Origin of the sequence: Dysgonomonas mossii DSM 22836, assembly GCF_000213575.1 — a bacterium.
In the GTDB taxonomy this organism is placed as follows: Bacteria; Bacteroidota; Bacteroidia; order Bacteroidales; family Dysgonomonadaceae; genus Dysgonomonas; species Dysgonomonas mossii.
Window position 1 is genome coordinate 315,789 of the sequence record NZ_GL892004.1, and the last position, 15,719, is coordinate 331,507.

General features: G+C 38.2%; 9 protein-coding genes. 6 read left to right on the forward strand and 3 right to left on the reverse strand.

Going from position 1 to position 15,719, the window contains the following annotated elements; translation table 11 throughout:
* The first annotated feature begins 163 nt into the window (after positions 1-163).
* Positions 164-4,006 carry a hypothetical protein gene (locus HMPREF9456_RS01315; protein WP_006841641.1) on the forward strand — a complete coding sequence of 1,281 codons (3,843 nt, stop codon included), beginning with the start codon at positions 164-166 and terminating at the stop codon, positions 4,004-4,006.
* Here the strand turns inward: HMPREF9456_RS01315 and mnmL are convergent, their stop codons facing one another.
* Positions 4,007-4,930 carry a tRNA modification radical SAM protein MnmL/YtqA gene (gene mnmL, locus HMPREF9456_RS01320; protein WP_006841642.1) on the reverse strand — a complete coding sequence of 308 codons (924 nt, stop codon included), beginning with the start codon at positions 4,928-4,930 and terminating at the stop codon, positions 4,007-4,009.
* Positions 4,931-5,063: 133 nt separating this feature from the next.
* Positions 5,064-5,885: an aldo/keto reductase gene (locus HMPREF9456_RS01325; RefSeq protein WP_006841643.1), complete on the reverse strand. Its 822-nt coding sequence runs from the start codon at positions 5,883-5,885 to the stop codon at positions 5,064-5,066.
* A 225-nt stretch (positions 5,886-6,110) separates the two neighbouring features.
* Between HMPREF9456_RS01325 and HMPREF9456_RS01330 the strand changes: the two genes are divergently transcribed.
* The 4 genes from HMPREF9456_RS01330 to tsaE all read left to right on the forward strand — a co-directional run bounded on the left by HMPREF9456_RS01330 (position 6,111) and on the right by tsaE (position 11,224).
* Positions 6,111-7,571, forward strand: coding sequence for a tryptophanase (locus HMPREF9456_RS01330; protein ID WP_006841644.1), 1,461 nt, complete (start codon positions 6,111-6,113; stop codon positions 7,569-7,571).
* A 360-nt stretch (positions 7,572-7,931) separates the two neighbouring features.
* On the forward strand, positions 7,932-9,068 hold the full coding sequence (locus HMPREF9456_RS01335; protein ID WP_006841646.1) for a glycoside hydrolase family 18 protein: 1,137 nt from the start codon (positions 7,932-7,934) through the stop codon (positions 9,066-9,068).
* 129 nt (positions 9,069-9,197) lie between these two features.
* On the forward strand, positions 9,198-10,742 hold the full coding sequence (gene porX, locus HMPREF9456_RS01340) for a T9SS response regulator signal transducer PorX (RefSeq protein WP_006841647.1): 1,545 nt from the start codon (positions 9,198-9,200) through the stop codon (positions 10,740-10,742).
* Between the two features lie 65 nt (positions 10,743-10,807).
* The gene (gene tsaE / locus HMPREF9456_RS01345) at positions 10,808-11,224 is read left to right on the forward strand and encodes a tRNA (adenosine(37)-N6)-threonylcarbamoyltransferase complex ATPase subunit type 1 TsaE (protein ID WP_006841648.1); all 417 of its coding nucleotides are present in this window, start codon (positions 10,808-10,810) and stop codon (positions 11,222-11,224) included.
* Here tsaE and HMPREF9456_RS01350 read toward each other — a convergent pair.
* Complete coding sequence (locus HMPREF9456_RS01350; RefSeq protein ID WP_006841649.1) at positions 11,221-13,923, reverse strand: outer membrane beta-barrel protein; 2,703 nt, start codon at positions 13,921-13,923, stop codon at positions 11,221-11,223. The genes tsaE and HMPREF9456_RS01350 overlap by 4 nt on opposite strands.
* A gap of 254 nt (positions 13,924-14,177) precedes the next feature.
* Here HMPREF9456_RS01350 and HMPREF9456_RS01355 point away from each other — a divergent pair, with 254 nt between their 5' ends.
* The gene (locus HMPREF9456_RS01355) at positions 14,178-15,716 is read left to right on the forward strand and encodes a glycine--tRNA ligase (RefSeq protein ID WP_006841650.1); all 1,539 of its coding nucleotides are present in this window, start codon (positions 14,178-14,180) and stop codon (positions 15,714-15,716) included.
* Positions 15,717-15,719: the final 3 nt, after the last annotated feature.

A 15,719-nucleotide genomic window follows, 5' to 3' on the forward strand; every position in this document is an offset into this window, starting at 1 on the left:
GACAATGTGAAAACGTATTTAAAAGTGTCACTTTTGTCACTTTTAGGAACAATCTATATTTATATGTGTTTCATAATTAATATCTTGGAGACAAGAAATGTTGATATAAAATGAATACATTTATACGGATATTGTCACCATTCTTATTTGCAACTTGTGTGAGATGGCTAAAAGTAGAACCAAAATATTAAGAATTTCACTCTTTGCACTTGCTCTGCTTGTTGTGCTTGGCCTTTCTGTGAACTGGTATATGACTTATCGCCTTAAAGACAAGTTGAATAAAACGTTGGCGGAAGCAGTATCCAATGCAACGAATGGTTTTTATCGCTTTTCCTTCGAGAAGCTCTCTGTAGGGTTCCTTTCGGGAGAGCTTTCTATATACGGTCTACAACTTGTTCCCGACTCTCTTGTATTTGATCAATGGCAACAGGGAGATAGCCTTCCCAAAGTATATTATAAAATTAATGTTGAAGAAATTCACTTCAAAGGCGTTAACCTGACTTGGCATCGGGATTACAAAAAGTTGAAGTTTAATCTCTTTGAGGTAAATTCGCCGGATATAAAAGTTTTTGAACCTACATATTCAACAGATACTCTCGATGAGCAGCATAAAAATAGAAAGTCGCAAACACTATATCAAATTGTATCTCCTTATATAAACCGACTTGCAGTAAGTAGGATCAACCTCACCAATATGAATGTTTCATATACTGTGGTCGATTCTGTATCACCTGTTGTGTACGGATTGAAGGAAGCTAACTTTTTTGCATTTAATTTCTTGTTGGATGAAAATTCTTCAGAATCGGGAAAGCTTCTATTGTGCGATAATTTTGAGTTCTCGGCAAGTACTCCGCAATCTCTTTTGTATAGTGACGAAATCATTCTGAATACGAAGAATATTCAACTGAGTACGATCGATTCCATTATTCAAATTGACGGGGTGGATATTCACCCTAAAGATGAATTTTGGGCACATCGGCTTGAGAAAACCGGAGACTATCTAAAGGCTACAGTGGATGAGGTGAAGGTGAAGGGAGTTGGATTTGAAAGGAGAAAAGGATTAAATCACCTTCATGCTCGTACTTTCGATATCAGGTCTACAGACATACAGTATCATAGCGTACAGGGAGCATCGGACGACTCTATCCCTGTGGAAGAGAAGAGTCTGCAAGATGAGCCTTGGTCTTTGTATACAATACTGTCTCCTATTCTTTATCGTACATCTATAGACAATATAAGTGTAGAAGAAACCAAATTTAATTATGTACATACTCAAAATAACATTACGGATGTTTATACGCTGGGAAAGTTTGATTTCCATGCCAATGATTTTCTTGTAGATTCTCTTTCCGAAAAGTTGAGGAAATTCTGGTATGTCGATAATTTCACGATGATAGCAGATAATATTAAAGGAACACAAAGAAGCAATAATTCTGAGTTAAATGTAAAACGCTTGTATTTGGATACGAATACTGAAAAATTTGAAATATCAGATATAAAAATCAAGCCTTTATCGACCAATACTAGGAAGGATTATTTGTTCGGAAATGTGAAATCTATAAGAGTTGATGGACTCGAATATACTACAGGGGTTTCTGCTGAGCTACTTAATATTGAATCGCCTAATATTGAATATTTTAAATTAACGGAAAAAAAGAAAGACAAATCGAAAGATAAAAAGGAGGTTTCACCCGAAAATGTCCTTGGTTTTTTTACACCGTATTCCGATTTCTTATCTGTAAAAAGAATAAACCTGAAGAATGCAAATCTGATATATCATAATAAGGAAGATGATGAAACCTTTCGTCTGAAAGATTTGAATTTCCATGCGTCCAAATTTCTTATCAGTAAAGAGACTCGAGTGACTTCACCCTATTTATTCACGAGTGACGATATCAGTCTTTCCTTTAGGGATTTTGATAATCTCCTATTCGGGAAGAAATATCAATTGCAGATAGCTGCTGCGGACGTATCTACCAGTACGGGGGAAATGGTGTTGAAGGATATAAAACTAACTCCGCAAGCCAAATGTTGGGAACAGGCCTCCGTGGTTTATGATATTGCTTCGCCCCTGATACAGATTACAGGCTTTGACAATATTGACTACTTCAAGGATAAAACAATTGCGGTTAAAGACTTCTTTGTTGAAGCTCCTCGGGTAAAGGTAATGAAAACAAAAATAGATGGAGGAGATAATAAGAAGAAAGCCCTGTCTTCAGAAAAATCTTCTTTTATAACCAAGCTTTCTGTCGATAATTTGTCCGTTACTGATCCCCAATTTATTTATATCGGTAATGATGAAGATAGTTTGAGAGCCGAATTGACTGCATTTAAATTGGATTCTTTGAAATGGAATATTCATCACAATTTGAATATCGGAGAGTTAATGTTGCAGTCTCCACGGGTATATTATGCGAATAGTAGCAACAAAGAAAAATTAGACAAGGGGGCAAGTCGTAAAATAGATCTTGAATTCCTCGGTAGAAACATCAATATCGGTAGGCTTGTCGTTTCAAATGCAGGAGTTAATCTGAATCGACCTTCCGATACACTTGATTTTAAGATTGCACAGTTTGATTTTTCAGGTCTTAGCTGGATCAAGAAGGAAGCTGGATCTTCGTTAGGTTTGGCTGCTATCAATTTTTATAAACCGACTTTGGATATACGCAAGCACTCTATAGAAAAGCAGGATATAGATTCGCAAACTGTTTCTTCACGAAAGGATATTTATTCTTTTATTGAGCCCTATTTTCATAATCTGTCAGTCGGAGAGTTTAATCTTACAGATGCAAATATCAGTTACTCTAATTCTAAGAGAGACAACATAGAGGAAAGGCAAAAGCTGAACGAGACCAGCCTCTTTCTTCGTGGTCTGACTTTAGATACACAAAAGAAAAAATTTGACCTAGCTGATATTCGTTTTAATACGAAAGACCTTTCTTTTCCAATCATGGATGGGTTCTATACCCTTAGTTTTGGCAATATCAATATAGATAAGAAAGGGCAGATAGCGGAAGTGTCGGATGTGAAGATGAAATCTACTTATCCCAAATTTGAATTTGCATACAAACATCCGAAGCATAAAGACTGGTTCGATTTTACAATGGGTAAGCTTCAGCTTTCAGGACTCGATTATTCAGCTTTGACAGCCGATAATAAGATAAAGGCTAAGCATCTAAAGATAGATAATGTAGTTCTGTTGAACCTTAAGAATCAGCAAATAAAGATAGAGCATAATATTATGCCGTTGATCTATGAAAAAATACAGAAACTTCCTGTTCAGCTAGATATAGATTCGGCGAATGTTAATAATTTCTCTGTGCTGTATGAAGAGCTGCCCAAAAATGGAAATATATCAGGTAAGATTCACTTTGACAATATGAATGGTAAGATAAGCGGCTTGACAAATATAGCTTCTTATCCCGAACAATTTATTCGTTTAGATGTAGATGGTAAATTTATGGGAGGCCCTTTTTCTGCTCGCTGGGATATTCCCGTAAGTGCTGATTATGATTGTTTTGTATTAGAGGCAAATATGAAGCAGTTTGATATGAGGAGATTGAATGATGTATTTCTCCCTTTAGCAAAAGTTGAGTTGCAGAGTGGTATATTGCAGGATTTCTATTTTAGGACAGAGGCTTCCAGTGTAGATGCCAGAGCCAATATGTTGTTTAGGTACAACGACCTTAAATTAACCATATTCAAAGATATAGAAATTGAAGAGCAAAATAAGTTTTTGTCACGGATTGCCAATATTCTTGTGCGGTCTAATAATCCGAATAGTAAGCGGTCAAAACCTCGTGTGGCTGATGTAACGCTCGATCGTGATCCTTATCACTCCACATTTAATTACTTTTGGCAGATATTGCAGCCTGCTCTTGCTGAGTCGGTGGGTGTTTCGCAACAGAAGCAAAACATAGCGAAAAAAGTAACTCAGTTTTTCTCAAAGGTTAAGAACTTCTTTACCGGGAAAAAAGAGAGTAAAGAGAAAGAAGATAAAAAGTAATTATTTACGATACAACCGTCCCTGCCACGTCTTTCTTTCCTCGAATTTTTTCAATACTTTGGCGGTGAACTCGAAGTTTTTCAACCCCCAATCAGGCGCTATCAGTAGTTGTTTCGGCGATTGAGAAATAAAACGCTCTATGATAAAGTCGGGATTAAGCTTCTCGGCAAAGTCGATGCATAGGTCAATATAATCGTCTACCTCGAACAGATTGAACCATTCCGGATGCTCCCGATATTGCCTTGCCATTACTGTTCCTTTTATCAGTTGTAGCTGGTGTAGCTTTATAGTTGTCAGTGGAAGCTTGGCTACTACGTCGGCATGTGCCAGTACTTGCTCACGGCTTTCATGAGGTAGGCCGAGAATAAGATGCGCACCCGTATATATCCCTTTAGCTGCAGTTTTGAGTATAGCCTCTTCACTTTCCTGATGCGTGTGTCCACGATTGATAAATTGGAGGGTAGAATCAAGCGTTGACTCCAAGCCATATTCTATGATGAGGAAAGTTCTTTTATTTAACTCAGCAAAATAATCAAGTAGCTCGTCCGGCATGCAATCGGGGCGTGTGCCGATAATCAACCCCACAACATTGGGATATGACAATGCCTCTTCATACAGCTCAATCAGCTTCTCGATACTATCATAAGTATTCGTGTATGACTGAAAGTATGCAAGGTATTTCATTTCAGGATATTTGTAAGAGAAGAAAGCGATGCCATCTCTGAGTTGGTCGCTAACACTGCGTTGCTTTCCTCCATATCCCGGGCTAAAGCTTTGGTTGTTGCAATATGTACATCCTCCTACGGCTTTCGACCCATCCCTGTTTGGACAAGTAAATCCCGCATTTATCGATATTTTCTGAACCTTATATGGGAAATGTTTTGTAAGAAGCTCTCCAAATTCTTTATAGAATTTATTTTCCATTCGTCTTTTTTATTTTGGATGCAAAGGTAATGATATGCGAAATGAAATTATTATAAAGCTCATATTTTAACCACCCGACGTATATCATTACCCTATTTCTTACTTGCTTTAATGAATTGCGTGATAAGCATTTTTAGAAATCTACATGATCCGGGTCAGGTCCGATACGCAGATTTTTATCCAGCAAGTTTATGCTTTTGATTTCATCATCGTTCAGGCTGAAATCGAAGATATCCAGATTCTCAACCATGCGCTTCTCGTTTGCTGACTTAGGGATGGTTACTACTCCACGTTGGTAATCCCAACGGAGTATTATCTGAGCCGGAGATTTCGAATACTTGTCTGCGAGGTTAGTCAATGTCTTTTCGTCGAACAATCCCGTCTGATTCGCCGCAAACGGGCTCCATGCTTCTACACGTATACCTGCTTTCTTGCAATAGCTCAAATCATTTTCTTGTACAAGGTATGGATGCAATTCTATCTGATTTACGGCAGGAGTTATAGTCGATTCTTTCGCCAATGCCTCCAAGTGGTATTGCTTGAAATTGCTGACGCCAATTGCTTTTACTTTACCTGTTTCATATATTTCCTCAAACTTTTTCCATGTTTCTATGAACTTCCCTTCTACAGGCCAGTGAACCAGATATAGATCGATGTAATCGAGATCAAGTTTTTTCAAGCTGGTCTCAAAGGCTTCTTTTACCTTACCGCTTCGCTGGTCTGAGTTCCACATCTTTGTGGTTACGAATATTTCTTCCCGAGGAATACCCGAGTTTTTAATTGCTTTTCCTACAGCTTCTTCGTTGTGATAATACATGGCTGTGTCAATATGCCTGTATCCAACTGACAATGCGGTTCCGATCACCTTTTCAGCTTCCTTGTTGTCTTCCAAGCGGAATACGCCTAGTCCAACCCATGGTATATCTATACCATTATTCAATTTTACTTTTTCCATGTAATTTATATTTGATGTTTATACATTATTCGGAGAGTAACTAATTTAACAAATAAAGCAAGGGAATTGTTCCTTTTTAAAATTATGACTATTTGTTTCAAAAAAGAAATTAAAACGAGTAAATTTTGCATATTAGCCACTTCCTTGCATCTTTTTCATTTGTTTATCAGATATTTATTTATAAATTGCGAAATCTAATTTTTAGCATTACTATAAACTAATATCATGTCAGAAAACTCTTCTAAGATTAAATTCTACAGTGGAGAAAGTATTCCGCTGGAATTGCACAAGGTGCGTGTTGTACAAAAATTACATTTAGTCCCAATTGAACGTCGTTTGGAAGCTCTTTACGAAGCCGGATTCAATACATTCAGGCTCGACACAAAAGATGTATTCCTGGATATGCTTACCGACAGCGGTACCAATGCATTGAGTGATCGCCAGATGGGTGCTATGATGATCGCCGATGATGCTTACGCCGGATCGCAAAGCTTTGTCCGCTATCAGAAAGCTGTGGAGGAAGTACTCGGTAAAAAATATCTTCTTCCCGTACATCAAGGACGCGCAGCGGAGAATATTATATCCAACGCTTATATTCGTAAGGGAAGCATTGTGCCGATGAACTATCACTTCACTACAGCAATGGCACACATTACCCAATATGGCGGTAAAATCGAAGAATTGCTCTATGATGAAGCCTATGTGATAAATAGCAAGCACCCGTTTAAAGGGAATATGAACCTTGAAAAGCTCGAGAAATGCATCAACAAACATGGTGCTGCCAATATTCCTTATATCCGCATGGAAGCATCTACCAACCTTATTGGCGGACAGCCTTTCTCGATGGAAAACTTTCGGGGTGTGCGTGCTATTGCCGATAAATACAAAATACGCCTTGTCCTCGATGCTAGTTTGCTAGGAGAAAATGCATGGCTGATCAAGCAACGTGAGGAGGAATTTAAGAACAGCTCGATGGCTGAGATTATTCTTGCAATGACCGATCTTGCCGACTTGGTTTACTTCTCGGCACGAAAACTGAGTTCGTCACGTGGCGGCGGTATCTGCACAAATGATTACGCCATCATGAAAGAGTTGGAACCGCTTGTTCCTCTGTTCGAAGGATTCCTTACCTATGGCGGTATGTCGGTTCGTGAGATAGAAGCTATTGCCATCGGACTGTATGAAACATTGGATGAGGGTATGATATGCCAAAGCCCGCAGTTTATTGAATATTTGGTTAATGCTTTCGAAAAGAAAGGCATTCCTGTAGTGACACCTCCCGGTGTATTAGGCGCACACGTCAATGCGATGGAAATTTGTTCTCATATCCCTCAAAAAGAATATCCGGCGGGTGCCTTAGCCGCTGCGTTTTTCCTTATCTCGGGTGTACGTGGTATGGAGAGAGGGTCGGTATCTAACCAGCGTGATGAATATGGCAACGAGACTTATGCAGATATGGAATTACTTCGCTTGGCTGTTCCTCGTCGTGTGTTTACTCTTTCACAAATCAAATATGTGGAAGATCGGATGACATGGCTATATGAAAATCGCAACCTGATAGGAGGGCTGAAATTCGTATACGAACCGCCTGTTCTTCGCTTTTTTATGGGAGGGCTCGAACCGATAAATGATTGGCCGCAGCGATTGATGGCTAAATTCAGAGAAGATTTTGGAGATAGCTTATAAATAATATCATATCATATAATGACGGCATGGGCTTTATGGCTTATGCCGTTTTTATTTTCTATGTCTTTTGTTGAAGCGGAATTGTTAAAAGGTGACAAAAGTGACACTTTTTATCCTGTTTTTTATTGTCACTTTTCTTTATTGTGTAACTACCTAAAATATCCCATTATATCAAAGAGCTCTTTATAATGAGATAATTTTAATGAAATGAAATACGGACTTTCTATGAGAAAATTTTTGAGGAGTACGTAGTGGCTATTAAGTCATATATTGAAAAATAAATCTCTTTTGCTAACTGATTAATTTACACTTATTTTTCTTAGTTTTGTATTCAAAGCAAACTATCAAAAAAATAATAGCATGAAAAACATCTTTACGTATGGCATTCTATGTGCCCTTATTTTCACGGGTTTCTGTTCGTGTGGCAAGAAGTCAAAGACATCAGGTGAACCTTCACGCCCCGTTATCATCGCTTATGTGGGAGGATATAATGGTTTAGTGGATGTAGACAAAATCTCGCCTAACAAAATTACGCATATCAACTATGCCTTTGTCGATGTAAAGGATGGAAAAGCATTTCTTACCAACGAGGCGACCGATACGACCAATTTCAGGAAGCTAAACGAATTGAGGCAGCAAAACCCTGATCTCAAAATCCTGATCTCTATCGGAGGCTGGTCTTGGAGCCGTAATTTTTCGGATGCCGTACTGACTACTGAAGGACAGAAAATATTTGCTAAATCTGCGGTGGAAATCATGAAAAATAACAATCTCGATGGGGTAGACATCGATTGGGAATATCCTGCTCTTCCGGGTGATGTGGGGAATGTATATCGTCCCGAAGACAAGCATAATTATACGTTGATGTTTGCTGCTATCAGAGATGAACTTGATGCTTTGGAAAAAGAGACTGATAAGAAATATCTATTAACAACGGCTGTTGGTGGTTTTCAGCAGTTTGTAGATAGCACCGAAATGAATAAAGCACAGCAATATCTCGACTATATAAATATAATGACATACGATTCGCAAAGTAATGAACAGGCGATACATCATACCAACCTCTATCCTTCGGATAAATATCCGCAAAAGCAAGGGGCTGATGTAGCCGTAAAGGCATATTTAGCCGCTGGTGTTCCCGCCGAAAAGCTAGTGATGGGTATTGCTTTTTACGGACGTGCTTTTAATCTGAAGAAAGGAGCGTCTAAAGGTATTGGCGATCCTGTTGCAGAACAAATAAGGGGTAGGGGGTATACTTACATCAAGGATAGCCTTGTAAATCAGAACGAATATTATCGATATTGGGATGAGAGTGCACGTGCGCCATACTTGTTCAATTTCTACAAAGGAGTATTTGTTACTTACGACGATGAGGAGTCAGTAAAAGAAAAATGCAAGTATGTATTGGATAATAAAATGGGAGGAGTGATGTTTTGGGAATATAGCTCCGATCCCAAAGAGTATTTGTTGAACGAAATAAACAAGGAGTTTAAATAATAAAGTTTAACAATCTCAAATTTTCATATTGAACTTCTGTTTGTACTTTTGATAATAAAGTGCAACGAATGATATAGCAAGCCACTTTATCTTCAAATTATGTGGTTTGCTTTATTTAATAGATTATAAATGAGGAAAAGACGGATACTTTGGGCTGACGATGAAATTTATATGCTACGATCGCATATCCTTTTTTTAGAAGAGAAGGGATATGAAGTCACCCCCGTAAATAGCGGTCAGGATGCTGTTGATAGTATAAAAAGTGAATCTTTCGACATTGTTTTTCTTGACGAAAATATGCCGGGTGTTTCGGGTCTCGATGCATTAAGCATCATCAAAGAGATCAATCCCAATATTCCCGTTATTATGATTACAAAAAGCGAAGATGAAGGGATTATGACTCATGCCATCGGGAAAAAGATAGCAGACTATCTTATCAAGCCCGTCAATCCCAATCAAATTCTTCTTTCCATCAAGAAAAACTTGCACAAGGACGATATCGTTTCAGAGGTTACGGTTGAGGGCTATCGTGAAGAATTTAATAAAATCAGTGCGCAGATAAATGATTCGAATACGTACGAGCAATGGGTGGATATATACAAAAAGCTTGTTTATTGGGAGCTTGAGCTGGCAGCATCAGACAGCCCCTTAATGGATTTGCTTCGGATACAAAAGAATGAAGCCAATAATAGTTACTGTAAGTTTGTAAAGAAGAATTATGAGTCGTGGGTTGAAAATCCGGATAAGAGACCTTTGATAAGCCCTGAGCTTTTTTCGCAGAGAGTATTTCCACTCTTGGATAATGGCGAAAAATTATTCTTTATCCTTATTGATAATTTCAGACTCGATCAGTGGTCTGATATAAAAGATCTTTTGGCAAATGATTTTACAATTTCCGAAGATGAATACCTAAGCATATTACCCACTGCGACTCAATATGCACGCAACGCTATTTTTTCGGGGTTGATGCCTTCTCAGATGGCCAAATTGTATCCCGATCTTTGGGTGGATGAAGACGAGGATGAAAGTAAAAATCTGAATGAAGAAGCCTTACTGCAAACCCAGATTGAGCGATACAGAAAAAATTATACATTCTCATACAATAAGCTATTGTCCTCTTCATCGGGAGAAAAACTGCTGCAAGGGATGGATCGGCTAAGCAATAAGCAACTCAATGTAGTTGTTATCAACTTTGTGGATATGCTTTCCCATGCCCGCACAGAATCGAGAATGATACGGGAACTTGCATCCGACGAAGCAGCTTATCGTTCTTTGACTCGGTCTTGGTTTAAGCATTCGAGTACAATGGATATTCTGAAGAAGGCAAAAGCAATGGGATATAAAATTATTTTGACTACCGATCATGGAACGATACGGGTAAAAAATCCGCTCAAGGTAATCGGCGATAAGACGGTGAATACGAATATTCGTTACAAGGTAGGGCGCAATCTGGATTATGACCGCAAAAAAGTATACGACATCCATTCTCCCGAAAAGATAGGTTTGCCCGCATTGCATATCAGCTCTAAGTATATCTTTGCTACAGGCGACGATTTTTTTGCTTATCCTAACAATTATAATTACTATGCGTCTTATTACACAGATACATTTCAGCATGGGGGTATTTCGCTCGAAGAAATGATTGTTCCTTTTATTACTTTGATCGGGAAATAACAGAAAATTTGTTTTCCAAAATATATCTTTGCAATCAGAAGGTACATCGTAAAATAATTTTGAATATGAATATAAAGATAGAATCACTAGATAAAATAGACGAGGCGGCTCTCGAGTTTATCCGTGCTATGGGCGATAATACTGTATTTGCTTTTCATGGAGATATGGGAGCAGGTAAAACGACATTTATAAAAGCTGTCTGCGAGAATCTCGGAGTATCTGATACCATCAACAGCCCTACGTTTGCTATCGTAAACGAATATCGTTCCGACAGTGGAGAATTGATCTATCATTTCGACTTTTATCGTATCAATAAAATTGAGGAAGTTTTTGATTTTGGCTACGAAGATTACTTTTATAGCGGCAGCCTTTGCTTTATCGAATGGCCCGAGAAAGTTGACACTTTACTGCCAAAAGATACGGTAAATGTTTATGTAAAAGTACAAGAGGATGGAAGCCGGGAGGTAAGCCTGAGTCTTTAATTGTATTCTATTTCGTCGATATCGCCATCATTACTTTTTCCCTTACTCTTGATAATATTAAACTTATAAGAGAAGCTAAACATGAAGTATCTGTTGATGCTATTCGTGCGCGAGTCTGACATGTAGTTACTGCTTACATACCGTGACAGATTATTTCTGTCGTTCAGTATATCATAGAACTCCACCTTCAATGTACCTCTTTTCTTTTTCAGGAATAGTTTTGAGACAGAAGCATTCCAAAGTATTTCTTTCTTCTTAAAATCATCGCCATACCCTGCATAATATGTCATATTGAGGAAGTTCTGTATCGAAAAATCGTAGGGTAGTTTCCATAACACAGAATGTTGGATATTGTAGTTGGATGTGTTTCTATCCTGCACATTCGACAAATTATTCTTTGTTATGTTATATGTCATACCCAGTTCGAGGCGTGTTTCAAGTTTGTCAACCTTAAACTTCCCTGAAACTTTTTCGCTAAGTACTATATTATGTGTTTTCGCCTCTTCACCGTTCGTGTAGCCAATATTTTTGTAATAATTAGCATAGGTGCTGTTGTCTACCGTGAATTTCTTGTTTCGTAATGGGGTATTGAATATAAAATTTATATTTGCGCCCATATTACCGTTTACATTTCTATATGTATTCGTACTGTTCCCCAAATCATCTATCAGAGTATAATCCACAATGTTGTTGAATGTGTAATTAAATCCTCCCGAAAGCATCATATAACGATTTGAGGCGTAGTCAGATTTCCGATAATAGACGTTGAAGTTGTTGCTATAGCTTGGTTTCAAATTTGGGTTTCCATAATATTTAGATAGTGCACTAACGATAACGGTATCGGCAGACAGCTGAGTGATCCCCGGTTGACTGGTCGATCCCGAATAGCTGATATCTAGGTTGGTGTGATCGTTTGGCTGATACGAAAAATTTAGAGTTGGCGAAAAGTTGATGACATTCTGCTTCAAGTTTTCGATGATAGAATCGGCAACACTTACTTTGCTTCGCGAATATGACGGATCGATACTTAGCCCTATCGTATAATTATACTTTTCCTTAGTCGTCTGGAAGTTCAAACTTATATTTTGATTTACATATCTATTCTCGGTATTTCGTGCATAAGCCGTATCCAGAATTGTGTAATTGCCTGCACCATCTTTTTTGCGTACATCACGCATCCGCTCCGAATTATTTATCCCATACGAATATGCAAACTGTAGTCTATGGTCTTTTCCCAATGGCTCTACATACGATAGTGATAAAGTGTAGTTGTTGGTATTATTATCAGTCTTGTTTTGTTGATCTATTATTTTATCATCCTTGCCTTCGCTATATGTGGTGCGGGAATAACTGCTTCCTTTGCTGTTATCCTTTCTGATCGAATTGTTGAAAGTAAGGCTCACCGTCCTCCCTTTATCATTCAATTTTCGGCCGATAGTTACAAAATTATTTATGTTGTAACCATCACCTTTCGATTGACTATTCGAATATCCTGATGTGGTATCTTTTTCGGCTACGTAAGAAAGATTGGTCGAGCTTTGAATATTATTCGTGTTGTTGAGGCTGATGTATGACCGTGCAAAAATGGTAGTGAGCGAATCGGGTTTCCATTGCAGGTTCATTCCTAAGTTTGCATTTTCTCTTTTGCTGCGGTACGATGCATCCTGTTTGGAGAAACGATCACCCGAAGATAAGAAAGTCTGAGTATTGGTTTTTGTTTCCATCAGGTTGTCGTTATCCGCATAGCGGATGCTGCCACCTACTCTGATTTTTTCTGAAGGCTGGAGAAAGATATTTGCGCCCAGATTTTTATTCTTCTCAATCCCGTTGTCCATACCCATCGGATACCCATTGTCATTGGTATTACTCATTTCTCCGACTAAAGACACCTGATTGTCGTTGCGCATGTAGTTTGTTATTGCTTTATTGGCGTATCTGTCGTCACTACCATATCCGGCTTTTACTTCTCCAAAGATGCTCTGTTTCAGTTCTTCTTTTACAACGAGATTCAGTACCTGATCGGGATCTTTATCTTTAAATCCGGTTACTTTTGCTGTTTCAGACTCCTCTTTATAGAGTTGGAGTTTTTTTATCATGTTTGCCGGTAGGTTTGCCAATGCCATCGGAATATCATTTCCGAAAAATTCTTTTCCGTCTACCAGTATTTTTTTCACAGGCTTTCCATTTGCCGATATATTACCCTGTGCGTCTATCTCTACTCCGGGCATATTTTTTATTATGTCTTGCAGCATATCACTCTCCTGAGATGTATATGATGTGGCATTATATTCGATGGTGTCGCCTTTGACCAATATATCGGGGACTTTAGCTTCTACAATGGCATCTTTGAGCTGAATGGTATTTTCTACGAGATAGATATTCCCAAATGAATAGCCCGGATTTTGTGTAGAAATATTAAAGTTTTGTAAAAATCTTTTATATCCTAAAAAAGAAGCCTCCAAAATGTATTTTCCTTTCGTAACCGATAGCTTGAAATTGCCTTTTTCGTTGGTTGCAACCCCTTTTATATAGCTGCTATCTGCCTCATTAAGCAGCCTGACGGTGGCAAATGGGATAGGATCTTTTGTTATTGAGTCATACACAGAGCCTTGCACATATCCTGATGGGTTGCTTTCAACTGTTTGAGCCACAGTTGAAAGGGTTGTAAAGATGAATAGTAAAAGATATAAATATCTCATCAGAATACATTTGTTTTAGTGACAACGAAGATAAGTTTTTTTATATAGAGTGTAAAATCAATAGAATTCGTTAAACACCCTTCTGTTTTATATCAAAAAAAAATGCTTACTTTGTGCAACTTATTCATTTTAGGTCAGATCTGTTTATTGCCTGTTTAAGTATAATCTCTTTCAGAATGATTATAACTTACAATATAAGGCATTAGATATGTTCTGTTTGTTTATTAGATAACGTAAAAAAGAGTCATAGGAATATGTCAGAAGATGTTTTTAAGAAGATAGTTTCCCATTGCAAGGAGTATGGTTTTGTTTTTCAGTCTAGTGAAATATATGATGGGCTAAGTGCCGTATATGATTATGGGCAAATGGGTGTAGAATTAAAAAACAACATCAAAAAATACTGGTGGGACAGTATGGTACTTTTGAATGAAAATGTTGTTGGTATTGATTCTGCTATCTTTATGCATCCTACTATCTGGAAAGCATCCGGGCACGTTGATGCATTCAACGATCCTTTGATTGACAATAAAGACAGTAAAAAGCGTTATCGTGCCGATGTTCTGATCGAAGATTATTTGGCTAAGATAGACGACAAAGTAAATAAAGAAGTAGAAAAAGCTGCAAAACGATTTGGAGAGAGTTTCGATGAAGCCATGTTTCGTCAAACCAATCCTCGTGTATTAGAAAATCAGGCTAAGCGTGATGAAGTACATGCTCGTTTTGCAAAAGCTTTGAATGATAGTAACCTCGAAGAATTACGTCAAATCATTCTCGATTGCGAGATCGTTGACCCTATCAGCGGAACACGTAACTGGACTGAGGTTCGTCAGTTCAATCTTATGTTTTCTACCGAGATGGGATCTACTGCCGATGGTGCAATGAAAGTATATCTTCGTCCTGAGACTGCACAGGGTATTTTTGTAAATTTCCTGAATGTGCAAAAAACAGGGCGTATGAAGATTCCTTTCGGTATTGCCCAGATTGGTAAAGCATTCCGTAACGAGATTGTAGCTCGTCAGTTTATCTTCCGTATGCGTGAGTTCGAACAGATGGAGATGCAGTTCTTCGTTCGTCCGGGAGAAGAGCTCGATTGGTTTGCAAAATGGAAAGAGGTTCGCATGAAATGGCATAAGTCGCTTGGTTTCGGTGATAATAAATATCGTTTCCACGACCATGACAAGCTTGCCCATTATGCAAATGCAGCAACTGATATCGAATTTGAAATGCCATTCGGATTTAAAGAAGTAGAAGGCATACACTCTCGTACCGATTTTGACTTGGCAAGCCATGAGAAGTTTTCAGGTAAAAAATTACAATATTTCGATCCTGAACTCAATAAATCATACACTCCTTACGTTATTGAAACGTCTATCGGTGTAGACCGTATGTTCTTATCTACACTTTCGGCTGCCTATGCAGAGGAAGTGTTAGAAGACGGAGAAACTCGTGTAGTATTAAGATTGCCGGCAGCTCTGGCTCCTATCAAGCTTGCTGTATTACCTTTGGTAAAAAAAGACGGCCTTCCTGAGAAAGCACGTGAAATTATTGATACTCTGAAATTTGACTTTAAATGTCAATACGATGAGAAGGACAGTATCGGCAAGCGTTACCGCCGTCAGGATGCGATAGGAACTCCTTACTGTGTTACTGTAGACCACCAGTCATTGCAGGATAATACTGTAACAATCCGCTATCGTGATACCATGCAGCAGGAACGTGTGGCTATAGACAAATTATCGGATATTATTGCTGATAAGGTAAGTATGAAGAATTTATTGAAAACAATTGGTTAAAGC

Excerpts from the sequence above, each read along its gene's own strand:
- HMPREF9456_RS01315 (WP_006841641.1), top strand. The coding sequence starts at position 164 with ATGGCTAAAAGTAGAACCAAAATATTAAGAATTTCACTCTTTGCACTT.
- mnmL (WP_006841642.1), bottom strand. The coding sequence starts at position 4,930 with ATGGAAAATAAATTCTATAAAGAATTTGGAGAGCTTCTTACAAAACAT.
- HMPREF9456_RS01325 (WP_006841643.1), bottom strand. The coding sequence starts at position 5,885 with ATGGAAAAAGTAAAATTGAATAATGGTATAGATATACCATGGGTTGGA.
- HMPREF9456_RS01330 (WP_006841644.1), top strand. The coding sequence starts at position 6,111 with ATGTCAGAAAACTCTTCTAAGATTAAATTCTACAGTGGAGAAAGTATT.
- HMPREF9456_RS01335 (WP_006841646.1), top strand. The coding sequence starts at position 7,932 with ATGAAAAACATCTTTACGTATGGCATTCTATGTGCCCTTATTTTCACG.
- porX (WP_006841647.1), top strand. The coding sequence starts at position 9,198 with ATGAGGAAAAGACGGATACTTTGGGCTGACGATGAAATTTATATGCTA.
- tsaE (WP_006841648.1), top strand. The coding sequence starts at position 10,808 with ATGAATATAAAGATAGAATCACTAGATAAAATAGACGAGGCGGCTCTC.
- HMPREF9456_RS01350 (WP_006841649.1), bottom strand. The coding sequence starts at position 13,923 with ATGAGATATTTATATCTTTTACTATTCATCTTTACAACCCTTTCAACT.
- HMPREF9456_RS01355 (WP_006841650.1), top strand. The coding sequence starts at position 14,178 with ATGTCAGAAGATGTTTTTAAGAAGATAGTTTCCCATTGCAAGGAGTAT.